The 19,350-nt window shown below is 65.4% G+C and carries 21 protein-coding genes; 8 read left to right on the forward strand and 13 right to left on the reverse strand.

Annotated features, from left to right (window positions below):
• Positions 1–143 precede the first annotated feature (143 nt).
• Positions 144–512, reverse strand: a complete 369-nt coding sequence (locus FAZ69_RS05595) for a sigma-70 family RNA polymerase sigma factor family protein (RefSeq protein WP_136892967.1) — start codon at positions 510–512, stop codon at positions 144–146.
• Positions 513–907: 395 nt separating this feature from the next.
• Here FAZ69_RS05595 and FAZ69_RS05600 point away from each other — a divergent pair, with 395 nt between their 5' ends.
• A complete protein-coding gene (locus FAZ69_RS05600) occupies positions 908–2,053 on the forward strand; it encodes a methyltransferase (protein WP_136893345.1) in 1,146 nt (381 codons plus the stop codon).
• On the opposite strand, the gene FAZ69_RS05605 is transcribed toward FAZ69_RS05600, so the two are convergent.
• Positions 2,041–2,361 (reverse strand): type II toxin-antitoxin system HicA family toxin, encoded by a 321-nt coding sequence (locus FAZ69_RS05605; protein WP_136893346.1) that lies wholly within the window; start codon positions 2,359–2,361, stop codon positions 2,041–2,043. The genes FAZ69_RS05600 and FAZ69_RS05605 overlap by 13 nt on opposite strands.
• Positions 2,362–2,716: 355 nt before the next feature.
• Between FAZ69_RS05605 and FAZ69_RS05610 the strand changes: the two genes are divergently transcribed.
• Positions 2,717–3,553, forward strand: coding sequence for a class I SAM-dependent methyltransferase (locus FAZ69_RS05610; protein ID WP_136892968.1), 837 nt, complete (start codon positions 2,717–2,719; stop codon positions 3,551–3,553).
• Here the strand turns inward: FAZ69_RS05610 and FAZ69_RS05615 are convergent, their stop codons facing one another.
• Together FAZ69_RS05615 and FAZ69_RS05620 are read right to left on the reverse strand one after the other, a co-directional pair.
• Positions 3,554–4,120, reverse strand: a complete 567-nt coding sequence (locus tag FAZ69_RS05615; protein ID WP_136892969.1) for a DUF1415 domain-containing protein — start codon at positions 4,118–4,120, stop codon at positions 3,554–3,556.
• Positions 4,121–4,182: 62 nt separating this feature from the next.
• A complete protein-coding gene (locus tag FAZ69_RS05620) occupies positions 4,183–4,851 on the reverse strand; it encodes a TetR/AcrR family transcriptional regulator (protein WP_136892970.1) in 669 nt (222 codons plus the stop codon).
• A gap of 222 nt (positions 4,852–5,073) precedes the next feature.
• Here FAZ69_RS05620 and FAZ69_RS05625 point away from each other — a divergent pair, with 222 nt between their 5' ends.
• Complete coding sequence (locus tag FAZ69_RS05625) at positions 5,074–6,360, forward strand: MFS transporter (protein ID WP_136892971.1); 1,287 nt, start codon at positions 5,074–5,076, stop codon at positions 6,358–6,360.
• Between the two features lie 152 nt (positions 6,361–6,512).
• A complete protein-coding gene (locus FAZ69_RS05630; protein WP_136892972.1) occupies positions 6,513–7,106 on the forward strand; it encodes a nitroreductase family protein in 594 nt (197 codons plus the stop codon).
• Positions 7,107–7,214: 108 nt separating this feature from the next.
• Here the strand turns inward: FAZ69_RS05630 and FAZ69_RS05635 are convergent, their stop codons facing one another.
• Complete coding sequence (locus FAZ69_RS05635; protein ID WP_136892973.1) at positions 7,215–8,696, reverse strand: MFS transporter; 1,482 nt, start codon at positions 8,694–8,696, stop codon at positions 7,215–7,217.
• A gap of 188 nt (positions 8,697–8,884) precedes the next feature.
• On the opposite strand from FAZ69_RS05635, the gene FAZ69_RS05640 reads away from it, so the two are divergent.
• Positions 8,885–10,135, forward strand: coding sequence for an Hsp70 family protein (locus FAZ69_RS05640; protein ID WP_136892974.1), 1,251 nt, complete (start codon positions 8,885–8,887; stop codon positions 10,133–10,135).
• Between the two features lie 105 nt (positions 10,136–10,240).
• On the opposite strand, the gene FAZ69_RS05645 is transcribed toward FAZ69_RS05640, so the two are convergent.
• A complete protein-coding gene (locus FAZ69_RS05645; protein ID WP_136892975.1) occupies positions 10,241–10,447 on the reverse strand; it encodes a cold-shock protein in 207 nt (68 codons plus the stop codon).
• A 91-nt stretch (positions 10,448–10,538) separates the two neighbouring features.
• On the opposite strand from FAZ69_RS05645, the gene FAZ69_RS33190 reads away from it, so the two are divergent.
• From FAZ69_RS33190 to FAZ69_RS05655, 3 genes are all read left to right on the forward strand, one after another.
• Positions 10,539–10,853 (forward strand): hypothetical protein, encoded by a 315-nt coding sequence (locus FAZ69_RS33190; protein WP_169708566.1) that lies wholly within the window; start codon positions 10,539–10,541, stop codon positions 10,851–10,853.
• Between the two features lie 49 nt (positions 10,854–10,902).
• On the forward strand, positions 10,903–12,495 hold the full coding sequence (locus FAZ69_RS05650) for an APC family permease (protein ID WP_136892976.1): 1,593 nt from the start codon (positions 10,903–10,905) through the stop codon (positions 12,493–12,495).
• A gap of 150 nt (positions 12,496–12,645) precedes the next feature.
• Positions 12,646–12,945, forward strand: coding sequence for an ESPR-type extended signal peptide-containing protein (locus tag FAZ69_RS05655; protein WP_136893347.1), 300 nt, complete (start codon positions 12,646–12,648; stop codon positions 12,943–12,945).
• Positions 12,946–13,083: 138 nt separating this feature from the next.
• Here the strand turns inward: FAZ69_RS05655 and FAZ69_RS05660 are convergent, their stop codons facing one another.
• The 7 genes from FAZ69_RS05660 to FAZ69_RS05690 form a co-directional block, all read right to left on the reverse strand.
• On the reverse strand, positions 13,084–13,869 hold the full coding sequence (locus FAZ69_RS05660; RefSeq protein ID WP_136892977.1) for a DODA-type extradiol aromatic ring-opening family dioxygenase: 786 nt from the start codon (positions 13,867–13,869) through the stop codon (positions 13,084–13,086).
• A gap of 146 nt (positions 13,870–14,015) precedes the next feature.
• A complete protein-coding gene (locus tag FAZ69_RS05665; protein ID WP_136892978.1) occupies positions 14,016–14,612 on the reverse strand; it encodes a UbiX family flavin prenyltransferase in 597 nt (198 codons plus the stop codon).
• A gap of 70 nt (positions 14,613–14,682) precedes the next feature.
• On the reverse strand, positions 14,683–14,994 hold the full coding sequence (gene grxD / locus FAZ69_RS05670; RefSeq protein ID WP_136892979.1) for a Grx4 family monothiol glutaredoxin: 312 nt from the start codon (positions 14,992–14,994) through the stop codon (positions 14,683–14,685).
• A 108-nt stretch (positions 14,995–15,102) separates the two neighbouring features.
• The gene (prmC, locus tag FAZ69_RS05675) at positions 15,103–15,993 is read right to left on the reverse strand and encodes a peptide chain release factor N(5)-glutamine methyltransferase (protein ID WP_136892980.1); all 891 of its coding nucleotides are present in this window, start codon (positions 15,991–15,993) and stop codon (positions 15,103–15,105) included.
• Between the two features lie 37 nt (positions 15,994–16,030).
• Positions 16,031–17,113, reverse strand: a complete 1,083-nt coding sequence (gene prfA / locus FAZ69_RS05680; RefSeq protein ID WP_136892981.1) for a peptide chain release factor 1 — start codon at positions 17,111–17,113, stop codon at positions 16,031–16,033.
• 131 nt (positions 17,114–17,244) lie between these two features.
• Positions 17,245–18,534 carry a glutamyl-tRNA reductase gene (gene hemA, locus FAZ69_RS05685; RefSeq protein WP_136892982.1) on the reverse strand — a complete coding sequence of 430 codons (1,290 nt, stop codon included), beginning with the start codon at positions 18,532–18,534 and terminating at the stop codon, positions 17,245–17,247.
• 59 nt (positions 18,535–18,593) lie between these two features.
• A complete protein-coding gene (locus FAZ69_RS05690; RefSeq protein ID WP_136892983.1) occupies positions 18,594–19,349 on the reverse strand; it encodes a response regulator transcription factor in 756 nt (251 codons plus the stop codon).
• Position 19,350: the final 1 nt, after the last annotated feature.

Below are 19,350 nucleotides of genomic sequence, written 5' to 3' on the forward strand. Positions count from 1 at the left end.
AATGTGAGGTTTCGATGATTTGTAATCATCAGGTGGCGGGTTCGAGTCCTGCAGCCGGCACCAGGCATGTCAAACGGGCTACGCAATGTTTGCGTAGCCCGTTTGTTTTTGTGGCTTGGAAGGCCTAGCCGGACACGGCGCGTTCAATGCACAGCATCCCCTCCAAGATGCCTGACCGCATCCGGATTCCGCATGACATAAATCGCGACGATCTTCCCGTCCTCGATCTGCAGCGCGGTGGTCTGCAGAACCTCTTCCGGCTCGATCGAAACGAACCTCGGTAGTCCAATGACGAGCCCATACCGCACGATCCGCAACATCCTCTCCGCAAAAATCCGCGCTAGCGTCGCGTGAAGCTGCATGACGTTCTCGATCCCGACGATCGGCTCGACCGCCGCCGACGCCTTCCCGCCGCCATCGGCGTAAGTCGTCGCATCCGCCGCCAGCAGCGACCGCAACTGCTGCATATCGCCGCTCCGTGAAGCCGCGAAGAACGCCGCGGCGATCTCCATCCCATGCCTCTTCGGCATCGGAAACCGAGGTTGCTCCGCCCGGACAAGATCCCGCGCCCGGCTCGCCAACTGCCGGCATGTCGCCGCCGTCCGCCCGAACGTTTCCGCGATCTCGTCGAACTCGAGGCCGATTTGAGAATCTGGTTGCCAAACCCGAGCCACGATTGCATGGCGGCAGGCGCGGCGGCGAACGGGTTCAGTCTTGGGGTCATGCTCATCTCCTTCGTTGTTAGTGGATTCGCATGACAAGACGAGACGGCGCCGCCGAGCGTGACACGCGCGGTCGGCTTTTTGTCGCGAGCTTCGCAAAACCGAGTATCGTGTCGGCGATGCGGCCCGCGACGCACGGCAATTCGCAGCACGTCGCGAGCCTGACCTACCTCGATGCCCAACCCGTGACAGACTTCCCAACTCTCACCTGGACCGACCCGTCCACCGGCGCAACCCACGCTGCCCGTTGGCGCTCCGAAGCCGGCAACCCGCCGCCCAAGCGCGTGGCGATCGCCGACGATCGCACCACGGCCGACACAGCCTACCGCCAGGCCTGCGAAGGCATCGCGATGCTGTGGCGCGGCGACTTCCAGAACGCGCGCCAGTTGTTGCAGGCGATGTCGCGCCGCGCGGACCGCAAGCCGCGCAAAGCGGCGGCAACCCCTATCGAGGCGTTCAATCTCCACCGCCAAGCCCAGTCGCAGCGCGCGCGTACGCTGGGCATGCTGTTGATCCCGCTCGAAGCCGACTACTCGATCGATTTGCGCCGTGCGCCAGACGTGCAGGACGCCTGCAAGGAAGCGTACGGCGAGGGCGAAGCGCCCTCGGTGGTCTCGCTGAGGGAGCTGCTAGGTTTGATCGGCGCGCACGAGTGGCGCAAGAAGGGTGTCGCGATCCCGGCGTTGGGCGGCGAGCACATTCACCCGTACTACGGCGTCTTTTCACCGGTGCGCGGCGAGTATGTCGATTTGGTCGCGCGAGCGCCCTTGCCCTCGCAGGCGTTGGCGTTCGATATCGGCACGGGCACAGGCGTGCTTGCCGCCGTGCTCGCCACGCGCGGCGTGAAGCGCATCGTCGCCACCGATCAGGATCCGCGCGCGCTCGCCTGCGCTCGCGAGAACCTCGCGCGGCTCGGCCTGCAATCGCAGGTCGACGTCGTCGAAGCCGATCTCTTCCCCGCAGGCCGCGCGCCGCTCGTCGTCTGCAATCCGCCGTGGCTGCCCGCGCGGCCGAACTCGCCGATCGAGCGGGCTGTCTACGATCCCGATAGCCGCATGCTGCGAGGCTTTCTCGACGGCCTGGCCGCCCATCTCGAGCCGGGTGGCGAGGGCTGGCTGATTCTGTCGGATTTCGCTGAGCATCTCGGCTTGCGCACGCGCGACGCGCTGCTCGCGATGATCGACTCGGCTGGTCTGGAGGTCGTCGGCCGCGACGATATCAAGCCGAAGCATCCGAAGGCGTCGGACGCGGCCGATCCGCTTTATCAGGCGCGCGTCGCGGAGGTGACGTCGCTATGGCGGCTGAAGGCGCGCGGCGCTCAGCCGGGATAAGCCTCGTCCACCTTGAGCCCGGCCAGCTTGAAGATGACGCGCAGCGTCTGCGGTTTGATTTCTCGTCTAGACGCGAGCGTCGTCAGGATGAAGTCCATCACCTTTGCGTACTTGAGCAGGGTGAGGCAGTTCTCGAGCCCGGCGTCGCCGTCGCGCATCAGCTCGGCGATGCGCAGCATCTCGACTGAAATGTCACGCGCCATTTCGAGCTCGAGCTGCTGCTTTTCGGACCAGGACGGTGTCGCCATGAGTTTGGCGAGCATTTCCTGAAATTTTTGCTCCGCGTCTCCGTTAGGTATCGTAGCCATCGCTGTCGTCCTTTCGTCAACTTGGGTCTCGCGCGGCCAAGCGGCGCCGCGCCATGTCCGATACGTTCGATCCCGTCGCGAGCGTCTTGCGATTGTGCGCCTGATCGCGCTGCACCGCTTCAGCCCGGCGTTTCCCCATGTTGTTCGTCGTGTGTCGTGTTTCGAGCGGGCTTCGCCGATGCGTGCTTTCGCGCAATCGGCATGCATGAAGCGTTCCATTCCGCTCGTCCGTCGCGCTCTCACGCGGGCACGAAGGGCCGCCCTGCGTTCTTTTCGGTAAACTGACGCGATTGCTTCCGTTCTTCTGTAGGCTTTCGCACGTATGAATGCGACTTGCCTCCCAGCCGCCCGCACGATGTCCAATAAAACCTACGAAATCCGTCCGAATCAGTCGATCGAGTTGCTGAAGGAGCTCCACATCCTGACGCGCGACGGCAAGATGAACCAGGACAGCCGCCGCAAGCTCAAGCAGGTCTACCACCTCTTCCAGTTCATCGAGCCGCTGCTCGCGGAAGTGCAGCAAAAGCAGGGGCACGTATCGCTCGTCGATCACGGCGCGGGCAAGTCCTATCTCGGCTTCATCCTCTACGACCTGTTCTTCAAGGAGCAGCCCGGCGACGGCTCGTCGCGCATCTATGGCATCGAGACGCGCGAGGCGCTCGTCGCGAAGTCGGTCGAGCTGGCGGCGCGGCTCGGCTTCGAGGGGATGTCGTTTTTGAACTTGTCGGTGGCGGAATCGACCGCCTCGGACCGTCTGCCGGCGACCATCGATGTCGTGACCGCCCTCCACGCGTGCGACACCGCCACCGACGACGCCATCCGCTTCGCCCTCGAAAAGCATGCGCAGTTCATCGTGCTCGTGCCGTGCTGCCAGGCGGAGGTGGCCGGTGTGCTGCGGCGGAACAAGGGGAAGTCGCTCGGCGATGCGCTGACGGAAATCTGGCGCCATCCGCTACACACGCGCGAGTTCGGCAGCCAGATCACGAATGTGCTGCGCTGCCTGCAGCTCGAGGCGCACGGCTATCAGGTGAGCGTGACGGAGCTCGTCGGCTGGGAGCACTCGATGAAGAACGAGCTGATCATCGCGCAGTACAAGGATCTGCCGCGGCGGCGTCCGGCCGAGCGGCTGGCCGAGGTGCTCGGCACGCTCGGGCTCGATGAGCTGCGCGAGCGGTTTTTTGCAACGGCCTGATCAATTCCCGCGCTGTTCGCGCATCCATTCCCGCCAGCCTTCATGGCCCAGGCGCCGCAGCGTTTCCTGATTGCGCTCGTAGATCTCGGCGGCGTCGGGGAACGCCTCCACCGCGCGCTCGATGCTCGCCTCTCGCAGCAGATGCAGGATCGGGTACGGCGCGCGATTCGTGTAGTTCTCGATATCGTCGGGTTCGCTGCCTTCGAATTGATACTGCGGGTGAAAGCTCGCGATCTGCAGGATGCCTTCGAGGCGCATCTGCTTGAGCAGGCGCTCCGCGAAGAACAGGCTATCGTTGAAGTCGAGAAAATCGGCCAACGTACGCGGGAAGACGACGAGCGTCGTGTCGATCTGCTCTGGATCGGCGTTTGCCAGCGTGCCCAGCTCGGCTTCGAGGTCGGTCAGCACGCCTTCCATGTCCGTCGCTTCGCTGATCGCGTAGCGGATCTGATTCTTCACGTGCACGGCCTTCGCGAACGGGCACAGGTTTAGCCCGATCACCGCGCGCGTCAGCCAGTGGCGCGTGGCGGCCAGGATGGTGTCATGGGAATCGGCTGGCGTCGGCATGGGGCGGGTGGGGCGATCGAAAGCGTGCATTCTAAGCGTGCGGCGCTTTGCGCGGAGGCGAGTCAGTCCGGCTGCGCGCTATTGCCGCCAGGAAGTTCCGCGCCCGGCGCATTCGCGCACGCCGCCGCGACCAGCGCCGCGGCCACCCGCGGTGCGGCCTTGATTGGCCCGCAACCCGGGCCATACGTTTGGCTTGCCGCGTAGATCCCCTCGATCAAGAGCGCGAGCGCGTCGGCCAAGGCCTGCGGATCGTCCGCTCCGGCCTCGGTCGAGATTTCCGCCAGCCGCGCCATCAATTTCGCCTTGTTGCGCGACACGCACAGCCGCGCCGGATGCGACGCATCCGGAAACTCCGCGGAGACGTTCACGAACGGGCAGCCGCGATAGTCCTTGGCGGAAGCGCGCTCGGCCAAGTCCTCGAAATACTGTGCGAACTGGCGCACCGGGTTGCCGGGATGCTTCGCGATGCTTCCCTCGAAGCGCTCGAAGAACGTGGCATCGGACTGCTCCAGGTACGCGACGACGAGCTCATCCTTCGACGCGAACTGCCGGTAAAGGCTCATCTTGTTGACGCCCGCGCGCTCGACCACGGCCTCGACGCCGACTGCCCGCACGCCTTCGCGGTAGAACAGCTCGCCGGCGGCGCGCAGCAATTGCTCCTGGGCAGTCGTTCCGGACGTATGGGCGCGTGCACGAGGCGCCGAGGGGGCGGCGGTAACGGTTCGGGTCATGCTGGCTCCTGCTGGAAATGCATGATGCGACGGCTTGGCTTGAACGGCATCACAGATCGGATAGCCGTTCCCATCACAGGGAATTCTCTTGACATGTTACCGATCGGTAACTAGGATCGCAAGACGGTTTGTTACTGATCGGTAACAACAATGTTGTGACATGTGTACCAATCAACTGCTGCGCCGCTTCAACCTGCGAAGACGGCGCGGATCGGAGTCCCGATGAACTGGGCAACAAAACTGATAGGCGGGCGGTTTCACTATGGCTGGCTAGTGGCGGCCGTGGTCTTCCTGGTGCTGCTGGCGGCGGCTGGCACGCGCGCGACCCCGAGCGTGCTGATGGTGCCGCTCGAGCACGATTTCGGCTGGAGCCGGGCGACGATCTCGCTGGCGATTTCGGTGAACATCGCGCTGTACGGCTTGACCGGCCCCTTTGCGGCCGCCGCGATGCAGCGTTTCGGCGTGCGTCCGACCTTGCTCACGGCGCTTGGCGTCATGGCGGCCGGCGTCGCGCTGTCCTCGCTGATGCACGCGCCGTGGCAGATGGTGCTGATCTGGGGCGTGATGGTGGGCGGGGCGACGGGCGTGGCGGCACTGACGCTGTCGGCGACGGTCGTGAATCGCTGGTTCACGACGCACCGCGGCCTCGTGATGGGCATCCTCACCGCCAGCTCGGCCACCGGTCAGCTCGTGTTTCTGCCGATGCTCGCCGCCATCGCCGAGCATCAAGGCTGGCGAGTGGTGGTGCTGACCGTCGCGGTGGTTGCCGCAGTGGTGCTGCCGCTCGTCGCGTTATTGCTGCCGGAGTTTCCGGCCGACCTGGCGCTGCGGCCGTTCGGTGACCCGCACGACGCGCCCATCAAGCGCCCCGCCGCCAAGCAGAATCCGCTCGCGATCGCGTTCGGCACGCTCGCCTCGGCCAGCAGGACGCGCGATTTCTGGCTGCTGTTCTTCAGCTTCTTCATCTGCGGCGCTAGCACCAACGGCTATGTCGGCACGCACCTGATCGCGATGTGCGGCGACTACGGCCTGTCGGAAGTACAGGGCGCCTCGCTGCTCGCGGCGATGGGCATCTTCGACCTGTTCGGCACGACGCTCTCGGGCTGGCTCTCCGACCGCTTCAACAGCCGCGTGCTGCTGTTCTGGTACTACGGGCTGCGCGGCTTGTCGCTGATCTATCTTCCGCACGCGTTCGGCATCGACTTCTTCGGCCTGCCGCTCTTCGCGGTCTTCTACGGGCTCGACTGGATCGCGACGGTGCCGCCGACGGTGCGTCTCACCACCGACGTCTACGGCAAGGACGCCGCACCCGTCGTGTTCGGCTGGATCGTCGCGGGCCATCAGCTCGGCGCGGCGTTCGCGGCACTCGGCGCCGGGATGCTGCGCGCGAGCCTCGGCACCTATACGGTGGCGTCGATGATCTCGGGGGGCTTGTGCCTGATCGCTTCGTTCCTCGTGTTGCGCATCAATCGACGGGGCGAAGTGGGGGCGGCGGCTTCCGCGGCATGAGGTCGTAAGCCGGGCGCCGTGCGACACCCAATCGGCGCCCGCGAAAAGCATTCGAGCGAACGGCGCAGCGCGCTTTTATGAGGGCGGTTATGCTATCGACCCGGGCGCTGGCCGCCGTTTTCCTCGATTGCGAACTCGACCAAGAGAAGCTCATGTCCAAGAAACCCGCACCGACCGAAACCCCCATTCACGAACTGATCGCCGGCCGCTGGAGCCCGCGCGCGTATTCGAGCGAGCCGATCGGCCGCGAGCAGTTGCAGTCCGTGCTCGAGGCGGCCCGCTGGGCGCCGTCGGGCTACAACCTCCAGCCGTGGCGCTTCGTCGTGTTCGACCGCAGCGCGGACGAAGCCGCCTTCAAGCGCGCCTTCGCGACACTCGTGCCGTTCAACCAGGGCTGGAACGCCAACGCGCCGGTGCTGATCGCGGTGACGGCGCACAAGCTGACCGCGAAGGGCGAAGTGAACCGTGTCGCGCCTTACGATGCGGGCGCGGCGGCGTTCTCGCTGGTGCTGCAGGCTCACGCGCTGGGCCTGGCCGCGCACCAGATGAGCGGCTTCGACCAGAAGGCTTTCCACGAAGCGTTCGCGTTGCCGGACGACGTCGAAGCGATCGCGATGATTTCGATCGGCCACCATGGCGACGCGGACAAGCTCGACCCGGTGCTGCGCGAGCGTGAAAAGGCGCCGCGCACGCGCTTGCCGCTCGGCGAGATCGCCTACGCGGGGGCGTGGAAGAAGGCGTTCTGATCGGCGCCGGCACACGAAACGCGCAGCATGGTCTGCGCGTTTTTTTATGTCGACCCGAGTTGGTGCTTCAGCACTTACTCAGGCCCCATGCAAGGCTGGCGGCGCCGGCTAAGCATCTTCGTCTATCGCCGACAAAGGCAGCGCAACATGCTCGAGCGGCTTGCGCTCGGCGTCGACGCCCCAGATCGCCGCAATCAGCGCCGCGGCGATCATCAACGCCGAGCCGACCAGATAGCCGGAGAAGACCTCGCTGCGCTGATGCGTATCGATGAGGCGCCCGAAGAGCGCCGGCCCCGCGATCCCGCCGAGTCCCGTGCCGAACGCGTAGAACACGGCGATCGCCAGCGCGCGGATCTCGAGCGGAAACGATTCGCTCACCGTGAGATACGCCGAGCTCGCCGCCGCCGACGCGAAGAAGAAAATCACCATCCACGCGACGGTCTGCCCGACGACGCTCAGCCCGCCGCGTTCGAACAAGAACCCGCTGCCGATCAGGAGGACGCCGGAGATCGCGTAGGTGAACGCAATCATGGCGCGGCGGCCGATCGCGTCGAAGGCGTGGCCGAGCACGAGCGGGCCGAGGAAATTGCCGAGTGCGAAGGGCAGCAGGTACCAGCCGACATGGTCGCCCGGCACGCGATAGAACTCGGTGAGCACGAGCGCATAGGTGAAGAAGATCGCGTTGTAGAAGAACGCTTGCGCGGTCATCAGCGACAGTCCGACCAGCGAGCGCCGCCGGTGCAGCACGAAGAGCGCATGCAGCACTTCTTGAAGCGAGGTGCTTGCGCGTTCACGCAATCGCAGCACGCGCACGCCGTCGTCGCGCAGTGCGTGGCCGACGTGCCGAAAACGCGCTTCGATACCCTCGACGACAACGCGCGCAGTCCCCGGCTGGTGGTGCGTGAGCAGCCAGCGGGGGCTTTCGGGTATCCACATCCGCATGGGCACGATGACGAGCGCAAGCGCCGCACCGATGAAGAAGCACGCTCGCCAGCCCCAGTCGCCGGGCAGGATGCCTGGATCGAGCAGGACGATCGAGCCGCCCGCGCCGAGCGCCGCCCCGACCCAGAAGGTGCCGTTGATGGCGAGATCGGTCCAGCCGCGCACGCGAGCCGGCGTGAATTCCTGGATCGTCGAGTTGATGGCCGCGTATTCGCCGCCGATGCCTGCCCCTGTCAGGAAGCGGAACACGATGAAGCTGGCGAGGCTCCACGAGGTCGCGGTGGCCGCCGTCGCCGCCAGATAGAGACTCAGCGTGACGAAGAAGAGCTTGCGCCGCCCGAGGCGGTCGGTGAGCCAGCCGAAGAACAGCGCGCCGAGCACCGCGCCGGCGATGTATGCGCTGCTCGCCAGACCGACGTCCGCGTTGGAGAAACGCAGCACGGGACTCGTTTTCAAGGCGCTCGCCACGGCGCCGGCAAGCGTGACTTCCAGGCCGTCGAGCAGCCATGTGACCCCGAGCGCGACCACGATCAGCGTGTGAAAGCGCCCCCACGGCAGGCGGTCGAGGCGCGAGGGGAGGTCGGTTTCGATGATCGCGGGCAGCGCGTTCGCCTGCGCTTTGGTCTGTAGATTGGTCTCCCGATTCATCGCGTCGAACCTCCTGAAGACTGCCTTGCCGAGCAGCGAGCGCAAAGAGAACCCTTGGTCGCGAGCAAATCCTGTTCCTCGGCCGAAGTTCGCAGCACGCTTATTCGCCCTGGGTTGCTGGCCGCTGCGCTTTCATGATAAAAAACCGGTCCTCAATTGTTCGCGCCAGGCGTGATGCGATTCCAGCCATGACTTACTGCGCGATTGACTTCGGCACCTCGAATTCGGCCGTCGCCCTGCCTGCGGGCGGCGCGGTGCGGCTCGCGCCGGTCGAGGGCGCCTATACGACGCTGCCGACCGCCGTATTTTTCAACACCGACGAACACACGCGCGAGTTCGGCCGCGCCGCGCTCGAGGCCTACATCGACGGCTTCGACGGCCGTCTGATGCGCTCGATGAAAAGCATCCTCGGCTCGGCGCTCGCGGATACCACGACCGACCTCGGCGACGGCTCCGCAATCAAGTACACCGACGTGATCGCGATCTTCGTCGACTACCTGAAGCGCAAGGCGGAGGCGGTCGCCGGCGCGCCGATCGAGCGCGCGGTGCTCGGCCGCCCGGTGTTCTTCGTCGACGACGACCCGCGCGCCGACCAACTCGCGCAGCGCCAGCTCGAAGCGGCGGCGCGCTCGGTGGGCCTCGCCGACATCCACTTCCAGTATGAGCCGATCGCGGCCGCCTTCGATTACGAATCGCGGCTCACGGAAGAAGGGCTCGTGCTGGTCGCCGACATCGGCGGCGGTACGTCGGACTTCTCGCTGGTTCGCGTCGGCCCGGAGCGCATGAAGCGGATGGAGCGCAAGGACGACGTGCTCGCGCATCACGGCGTGCACGTGGCCGGCACGGACTTCGACCGGCGCGTCGAACTCACGACGATCCTGCGCGAATTCGGCTACGGCGCGCTCGACCCGGAAGGGCGTGAGCTGCCGAACCGCATCTATTTCGATCTCGCGACGTGGCACCTGATCAACACGGTCTACGGCCCGAAGCGCGTCAGCGAGTTGAAGCTGATGCGGCACCTTTACACCGACCTGCGGCAGCACGACCGGCTGACGCGCGTGGTCGAGCGGCGTCTCGGCCACGCGCTCACGGCGCGCGCGGAAGAGGCGAAGATCGGCGTCGCGGCCGGCGGCCAGACGCTGATCGATCTGGAGGAGGTGGAGGACGACTTGCGACTCGCCTTCGACGAGGCGCAGTTGATCGAGGCGGGCCTCGACGAGGTAAATCGCATCGTCCAGGCCGCGCGCGACACCGTTCAGGCGGCGGGCATTGTGCCGCGCGAGGTCGGCGCAGTCTACTTCACGGGCGGCTCGACTGGCTTGGCGTTCCTATCGAACGCGCTCGCCGGGGCGTTTCCCGACGCGAAGCCAGTGTTCGGCGATCGGCTCGCCAGCGTGGCGACGGGGCTGGGGATTCACGCGCAGCGTGTCTTTTACTGAAGAGCGGCGTATCCACAGAAGAGGTGGACTTTTACATCGGACAAATAAAAAAAGCCCTGCAGTCGCAGGGCTTTTTGCATCCAGTGGAAGCCAGCTTATGCTTGCTTAGACCACCGGCTTGATGTTCGCAGCTTGCTTGCCCTTCGGGCCAGTCTTCACTTCGAACGTCACTTTTTGGTTTTCTTGCAGCGTCTTGAAGCCATCGACGCGGATTTCCGAGAAATGCGCGAACAGATCTTCGCCGCCGCCGTCCGGGGTGATAAAGCCAAAGCCCTTAGCGTCATTGAACCACTTGACGGTACCGGTTTCCATATTACATTTTCCTAAAAATGGGTAAAAAAGGCCGAAGCCCTGGGGTGCATGAAAATCAAGGAAGGGTAATAGGACCAACCGGAGTACCGTGATGGGGCGAAACTACGAAAGACCAATCCACTCGCCACTTGAAATCCTGCCCGGACTTTATAAGGCGAAAGTCATGAAAGGTCAACCCAATCCCGACAAGCTTAGGGGGCTTTTCGAGAAGGCTATGCGAAATGGCCGGGATAACGCTTACAAATCTTGCGGTTTTGACGGTTTTTTTGTAGTGCCTGATCCGTTTTGGCGCCATTCGCCGGGCGCAACCGTTAAACTACGCGCCGCGCGCGCCGGTTGCACCGAGTGGTACATCGGCCCCCACAGAGCGGGTGGCGGCGACCGTTCCCAGTTGGACGATGAATGAATGAGGAGCGGCGCCGATCACGCCTTTTGAGATAGAGGAAGGAGAAGTTGTGAAGAGTTCTATTCAACGGAACGTTGGGCCGTTTGCGCTGATGCTGACAGGCCTGGGTTCGATCATCGGATCGGGCTGGCTGTTCGGCGCCTGGAAAGCAGCCAAGATCGCGGGTCCCGCCGCGGTCTGCGCATGGGTGATCGGCGCCGTCGTGATTCTCGCGATTGCCCTGACGTATGCCGAGCTCGGTGCCATGTTCCCCGAATCCGGCGGCATGGTGCGCTATGCCCGCTACTCGCACGGCGCGCTCGTCGGCTTCATCAGCGCATGGGCGAACTGGATCGCGATCGTGTCGGTAATTCCGATCGAAGCTGAGGCGTCGATCCAGTACATGAGCACTTGGCCTTACGAATGGGCGCATGAGTTGTTCGTCAACGGCTCGCTAACCACAAACGGCCTCCTGCTCTCCGCCGTGCTCGTGGTGATCTACTTCATGTTGAACTACTGGGGCGTCAAGGTGTTTGCGCGCGCCAACACGGCCATCACCGTGTTCAAGTTCATCATTCCCGGTTTGACGATCCTCGGCCTGTTGCTGACGGGATTCCATTCCGAGAACTTCGGCACGGCCGGCAATTTCGCGCCGTACGGCTGGTCGGCGGTCTTTACCGCGGTTGCGACGAGCGGCATCGTGTTCAGCTTCAACGGCTTCCAGAGCCCGATCAACCTCGCGGGTGAAGCGCGCAATCCGGCCAAGAGCGTGCCGTTCGCGGTGATCGGCTCGATCCTGCTCGCGCTCGTGATCTACGTGCTGCTGCAAATCGCCTACATCGGCGCGGTGAACCCGACCGACGTGGCGCAGGGCTGGAGCCACTTCAACTTCAAGTCGCCGTTCGCGGAACTCGCGCTCGCGCTGAACCTGAACTGGCTCGCAATCTTGCTCTACGTCGACGCCTTCGTGAGCCCGAGCGGCACCGGCACGACCTACATGGCGACGACCACGCGCATGATCTACGCGATGGAGCGCAACAACACGATGCCGAAGATGTTCGGCAACGTGCACCCGTTCTACGGCGTGCCGCGCAACGCGATGTGGTTCAACCTGCTCGTCTCGTTCATCTTCCTGTTCTTCTTTCGCGGCTGGAGCTCGCTCGCGGCGGTGATCTCGGTCGCCACGGTGATTTCCTACCTGACCGGCCCGATCAGCCTGATGGCGCTCAAGCGCGCGGCGACCGACGTCGAGCGCCCGCTCTCCGTGCCCGGCATGAAGGTGATCGCGCCGTTCGCGTTCGTCTGCGCATCGATGGTGCTGTACTGGGCGAAGTGGCCGCTGACCGGCGAAATCATTCTGCTGATGATCGTCGCGCTGCCGGTGTACTTCTACTTCCAGGGCAAGTCGGGCTGGGCGGGTTGGGGGCGCGACCTGAAGGCCGCGTGGTGGCTCGTCGCCTATCTGCCGACGATGGCGATCCTGTCGCTGGTCGGCAGCCATCAGTTCGGCGGCATGGGCTTGCTGCCGTACGGCTGGGACATGCTGGTCGTGGCCGTCGTGTCGCTCATCTTCTACTTCTGGGGCGTCAACACCGGTTATCGCACCGAGTATCTCGACGAGCGTGAGACGCACGACGAGATTCTTGAGGGGATCGGGGCGTAAGGCAGTACGGGACACAACGAACGGAAGCCTTAACTTGAGCAGCCCGCCTGAGCGATCAGGCGGGCTGTTTTCATTTGATCTGCCTCAAATTGGAGGCGCCAGAGTCCCGTTTTACATCCTTCCAAAATTAGGTGAATTTGGGGAAGCGCAATGAACAAGGTCTATCGAGTGGTGTGGAACGTCGCGGCGGCTTCGTGGAGCGCCGTGGCGGAAACGGCGAAAGGGCACACGAAAGGGGGCGGGGTCGCCGTCGCGATGGCGGTGGCGGAGCTGCCGCAGTCGGCGCGGCCGGGCCGGGTGTTCGTCGCCGCAGCGGGCAGCACGTACGACGGCGAGGTCGGCACCGCGATCGGCGCTTCGTATCTGTCGCGCAGCGGCAAGTGGCCGGTCAAGGTCGCTGCGGATACGAGCAGCCGCGGCGCGGATTTCGGCGTCGCGATGCACTGGTAAGCGTTTGTGCGGCGCGCGAAGCAAGCCGTGCGGAAAAGCGAAAGGGACGCCTGGGTTGATCCAGGCGTCCCTTTTCCATATGGGCTTGCGCTGCAGGCGCGAGTCCGGCGGGCGGGCTAGCGGGCGGCGAAGTCCTCGTCACGCGCTCCCGAACACGTAGTTCGTCATCGCCAGCATGCGCTGGTAGGTGCCGAGCGGCTGGATGTCGAGCGTGTAGTCGTCGTCCGCGGCGCCCAGCGCCGAGAACACCGGCAGCAGGTGCTCGTCGGTCGGGTGCATCAGCACGGCGTGCGGCGCCTGGCGGCGGTAGTCGAGCAGCGCGTCGACGTCGCGCTCGGCGAGCTTCGCCTCGAACCAGTCCGTGAACTCGTCGACGCGCGGATCGGCATCTTCCGGCCCCGCCGAGAAATCGGCGGCGCGCAGGTTGTGCGTGATTTGCCCCGAGCCGATCACCATCACGCCGCTGTCGCGTAGCGGGCGCAGCGCGCGGCCGATCCGGTAGTGGTGCGCGGCGTCCATGCGCGGTTGGATCGACAACTGCGCGACCGGAATATCCGCGTGCGGGAACATCAGCAGCATCGGCACCCAGGCGCCGTGGTCGAGACCGTGCGGCTGAGTGCTGGCCGAGATGCCGGCTTCGCCGAGCAGAATGGCCGCTTGCTCGGCGACATCGGGCGCGCCCGGCGCCGGATACTGGATCTCGTAGAGCACACGTGGAAAGCCGTAGAAATCGTGGATCGTTTCGGGCCGCTCAGCCGTGCTCGCGACCGGCGCGAGCGTGCCCCAGTGCGCCGACAGCATCAGGATCGCCCGCGGACGCGGCAGGCGCGCGCTCAGCGAGGCAAATTCGGCTGACGGCAGCGACGGGTCGATCGGCAGCGTCGGCGCGCCGTGGGACAGATAGACGGAAGGCAGTCGGGACATGGCAGCAAAGTCGCGCCGGGCGCGATCGGGAAAGTGGCGTTGCTACGAATATAGGTGTGCATCGCCGTTTAATAAACGGGGCAACGTGGAATTGATTGTGTCGCAGTTGTTGGGAATCGAGCCGGTGTGATCCGGCTAGCGGCGCGTCAGTCGCCGCCGCGCATCCCTTGCCAGACCGGCGCGTGCGGCGTGCCGAGCGCGAACAGGTCCAGCACGCGCGCGACCGTATGATCGACCATCTCGTCGATCGACGCCGGCGCGTTGTAGAAAGCGGGCAGCGGCGGAAAGATGACGCCGCCCATTTCGGTGACGGCCGTCATGTTGCGCAGATGCGCGAGGTTCAGCGGCGTTTCGCGCACCATCAGCACGAGGCGGCGGCGTTCCTTCAGCGTGACGTCGGCGGCGCGCGTGATGAGGTTGTCGGAGAGGCCGTGCGCGATGCTCGCGAGCGTCTTCATCGAGCACGGTGCGACGATCATGCCCTCGGTCGCGAACGAGCCCGACGCGATGCTCGCGCCGACGTCGCGCACCGAATGGACGACATCGGCGAGCGGATGGACGTCGTCTTTCGTGAGCTTGAGTTCGTGCTGGATATTGAGCCAGCCGGCGCCGGAGATCAGCAGATGGGTTTCGACGCCGCCGGTGCGCCGCAAGGTCTCGAGCAGCCGCACGCCGTAGATCGCGCCGGTGGCGCCGGTGATCGCGACGATCAGCCGGCGCGGCTTTGCATCCTGGGGCGGCATTGCGAGCGGCGCGTCTTGCACGTGTTGCGCGGGTGCGCGTGGAAGGGAGCGGGCGGTAACGCGCGCGGGCTTACGCCGAGGCGAACAGCTGCTGCAGCTCGCCGTTCTGGTACATCTCCATCATGATGTCCGAGCCGCCGATGAATTCGCCCTTCACGTAGAGCTGCGGGATGGTCGGCCAGTTGGAGAATTCCTTGATGCCCTGGCGGATGTCGTTGTCGTCGAGGACGTTGACGGTCTTGAACTCGTCGACGCCGCAAGCCTTCAGGATCTGCACCGCGCGGCCCGAAAAGCCGCACATCGGGAATTGCGCGTTGCCTTTCATGAAAAGCACGACGGAGTTTTCGTCGACGATTTGCTTGATGCGTTGTTGCGTGTCCATGACTGGCCTTGCGTTATGTGGGGTGAAGATAGTTTGAAATGATAGCGGAATTCGCCTGGTGGGGCTGGGCGTGGCCGGGGGCGCTAGCGGGGGGGCGGCGGCGGGATTCTACGTCCCTTGCGCGCCACGTGCGGTGGCGTCGTTCGTCCACGTGCCGCCGCTGATGCGCTCGATACCGGCGAGGTCCGCGTGCGAATGGACGTTCTCGAAGCCGCTGGCGGCGAGCAGCGAGCGCACGTCGGCGGCCTGGTCGTAGCCATGCTCGATCCACAATTGGCCGCGCGCGGCGAGGCGCTGGCCCGCGCCCGCGACGATGATGCGGATCGCCGTCAGCCCATCGGCTTCGTCAGTGAGTGCGCCGCGCGGCTCGAAGCGCAGGTCGCCTTCGCTCAGATGCGGGTCGCCGTGGCGGATATACGGCGGGTTGCTGACGATCGCATCGAACGAGAGCGCCGCATCGAGTGCCGTGTACCAGTCGCTTTGCAGCAGCGAGAGCGCACCGCCCGGACGCACGGCATCGAGCAGCTTGCTGGCATTGCGGGAGGCGACCGCAAGTGCATCGGCGGAACGGTCGAGCGCCCAGACGCGCGCGTCGGGCCGCGCCGAGGCAATCGCCACCGCGATCGCGCCCGTGCCCGTGCCGAGGTCGAGCACGCGCGGCGCCGCGATCCCTTCGAGCGCGGCGAGCGCCGTTTCGACGAGCAGCTCGGTTTCCGGCCGCGGAATCAGCACGTGCGGCGTGACTTCGAAGTCGAGGCCGAAGAATTCCCGCGTTCCGACGATCTGCGCAATTGGCTCGCCCGCCACGCGCCTCGCCTCGAGCGCCCGATATTGCGCACGCGCCGCGCCGGCGAGCGGTTCGTCGCCGCGCGTGATCAGTTCGGTGCGGCGCCAGCCGAGCACGTGCGTGAGCAGGATCCGCGCTTCGAGCGCGGGCAGTGGCGACGCGCGCAAGAGCGCGTCGGCGGTTTCGGGCATGGGCGCGGCGGCGGTATTCATTGCGGCGAAATCGCGGGTTCCGGTTTGCCGGGCAAGGTCAGTCGGCGTCGCCAAGCGAAGCCAGCAGCTCCGCCTGATGCTCGCTGACGAGCGCCGCGATCAGTTCGTCGAGATCGCCGTCCATGATCGCTTCGAGCCGGTACAGCGTCAGGTTGATCCGGTGATCGGTGAGCCGCCCTTGCGGGAAGTTGTAGGTGCGAATCCGCTCGGAGCGGTCGCCCGAGCCGATCAGGCTTTTGCGCGTCGCGGCTTCCTTCGCGTGCTGCTCGTGATATTGCTTGTCTTTGATGCGCGCGGCGAGCACCTTCAGCGCGCGATCCTTGTTCTTGTGCTGCGAGCGGTCGTCCTGGCACTCGACGACGATCCCAGTCGGAATGTGCGTGACGCGCACCGCCGAGTCCGTCTTGTTGATGTGCTGCCCGCCCGCGCCGGACGCGCGGAACGTATCGATGCGCAGGTCGGCCGGATTGATCTCGACTTCGCCGATCTCGTCGGCTTCGGGCATCACCGCGACCGTGCAGGCCGAGGTATGGATGCGGCCCTGCGTCTCGGTCGCCGGCACGCGCTGCACGCGGTGGCCGCCCGATTCGAACTTGAGCCGCGAGTACGCGCTCTGGCCTGCGATCCGCACGATCACTTCCTTGTAGCCGCCCAGGTCCGATGCGCTCTCCGACATCATCTCGACCTGCCAGCGCTGGCGCTCGGCAAAGCGCAGGTACATGCGCAGCAGGTCGCCCGCGAACAGCGCCGATTCGTCGCCGCCCGTGCCGGCGCGGATTTCGAGGAAGATGTTGCGGTCGTCGTTCGGGTCCTTCGGCAGCAGCATCGTGCGCAGCTCGCCTTCGATGCGGCCCATCTTCTCGCGCGCGCCGCGCACCTCCTCTTCGGCGAAATCGCGCATCGACGCGTCGGAAAGCAGCTCCTGCGCCGTCGCCGAATCGTTGAGCGCCTGCCGCCAGTGCGAGTAATGCTCGACCACCGGCCCGATCTCGGCATGCTCGCGCGTGAGCTTGCGGTATTGGTCGAGGTTCGACGTGATGTCTTCGCGGCTCAGCAGGTCATTGAGTTCGGCCAGCCGGTTGGTGAGCTGGTCGAGCTTGAGTTGCATGCTCGTTTTCATGGTGTGGAGCGGGGCTCCCAAGTTGGCTAAATCTGAGGCAGGTGGACCGTGGCGGCTGCGGCGGGACGTTGGTTCGAATGGTTTGCCCGCTGCGCTGGGGTCATGGAGCGCGAGGAAGCGAGGCAGCGCCGCTAACGGTGGTCGGAAGAAGTCGAATGCTTGTAGAACCCGCCCATCAGTTCGATGAGCGTATCGCGGTTATCGCTGTTTGCGCGATTGAGCGCGTGCGTCGGGCCGTGAATCAGCTTGTTGGTGAGCGACTGCGACATCGCTTCGAGCACGACGGCCGGATCGTCGCCGCGCGCGAGCATCTTCAGCGCGCGTTCGACTTCCGCGCGGCGCAGCGTGTCTGCCTGCGTGTGCATGTGGCGGATCACCGGCACGATGCTGCGCGCGTCGAGCCACTGCATGAAGTTGGCGACGCGCGTCTCGATGATGGTTTCCGCCTGCGCGACGGCTGCCTGGCGCGACGCGTTGCCTTCGCGCACGATCGCGCCGAGGTCGTCGACGGTGTAGAGGAACACGTCTTCGAGCTTCGCGACTTCGGGCTCGATGTCGCGCGGCACGGCGAGGTCGACCATGAAGATCGGGCGGTGCCGGCGGGCCTTCACCGCGCGCTCGACGGCGCCCAGGCCGATGATCGGCAGCGTCGACGCCGTGCAGGACACGATGATGTCGAACTCGTGCATCCGCGCGGGCAATTCGGAGAGCGGGATCGAGCGGCCGTTGAAGCGCTCGGCGAGCTTTGCGCCGCGCTCGGCGGTGCGGTTCGCGATGACGAGCTCGCGCGGCTGTTGCGCGGCGAAGTGCGTGGCGCACAACTCGATCATTTCGCCCGCGCCGATGAAGAGCACGCGCTGGTTCGCGACCTTGTCGAAGATGCGCTGCGCGAGCCGCACGGCCGCGGCGGCCATCGAGACCGACTGTGCGCCGATCTCGGTCGTGCCGCGTACCTCCTTCGCCACCGAGAAGGTGCGCTGGAACAATTGGTTCAGGTAGGTGCCGAGCGCGCCCGCTTCCGAGGCGGTGCGCACCGCGTCCTTCAATTGTCCGAGGATTTGCGTTTCGCCGAGCACCATCGAATCGAGGCCCGACGCGACGCGAAACGCGTGGCGGACCGCTTCGGATTGCGGCAGCGCGTAGATGTGCGGCGCAAGTTCGTCGACGGAGATGGCGTGGTACTTCGAGAGCCACTGGATCGCGGCTTCGCGCGCGGCGCGGTCGTCGGTTGCGCAGTAGAGCTCGGTGCGGTTGCAGGTGGAGAGGATCGCGGCCTCGGGGGCGTTCGGCGCAGAGCTGCCGAGCCAGAGGTCCTTGAAGGTCGCGAGAGCCGGCTTGATCTGGTCGAGTGGAAACGCCACGCGTTCGCGCAGGGCGACTGGCGCAGTGTGGTGGTTGATTCCGATCGTCAGAAGTTGCATGTGCGGGGCTGCGATGGACCCTCGCCGTTGATGCGGCAAGGCTATGATTCAGCCCGATATTATAGCGTTTCTATGCTTCTTTCATTCCCGTTGTGATCGGTCGCCGCCACTTGCTTTCCCGGGGGCTCCGCGGTGAGCCGGTCGAGCTGGTAGCCGTAACCGTATAGCGGGGTCAGGCAGTAGCCGCGCTCCGGGTGCAGCCCCAGCTTGGTCCGTATGCGCGAGGCGTGGGTGTCGAGTGTGCGCGACTTCAGGTCGCGGCGGGTCGCCCAGACTGTCTCCAGGATGTGCGCGCGCGATACCGGCCTGCCTAGGTTCGCGAACAGCAGCAGCGCGAAGCGGCATTCCTTCGGCGTCAGCGTGACGACCTGGTCGCCGAATCGTGCAAGACCGCGCGAGACGTCGAACGCATACTCGCCGAAGCGCCCGCGCGACGGGCTCGGCGGGCGGCGCACGCCGGCGCGGCGCAGCAGGGCGTCGACGCGCGCAAGCAGCTCCGGGCCGCGCACCGGCTTGCCGAGACAGTCGTCGGCGCCCGCGTGGAGGCTCGCGACGATCTCGCTTTCGCGCGGCGCGTGGATCAGGACGATGGCGGGCAGGCCTGGCAGGATCGCGCGGGCGGCGGGGATGACGTCCTCGGACGGCAGATCGCCGGCCCAGAAGTCGGTAATGAGAAGATCGCAGGTTCGCGTGGCGAGCCACGCGAAGAAATCGTTGCTGTTGGTGAAGTGCTGACAGGCATGGCCGCCTGCGAACAACAGACGGTCCATCACTTCGGCGTGGCGAGAATCCGGTTCGATAAGGGCGATTCGCATG

It is taken from the genome of Trinickia terrae, assembly GCF_005144415.1.
Lineage (GTDB): Bacteria > Pseudomonadota > Gammaproteobacteria > Burkholderiales > Burkholderiaceae > Trinickia_A > Trinickia_A terrae.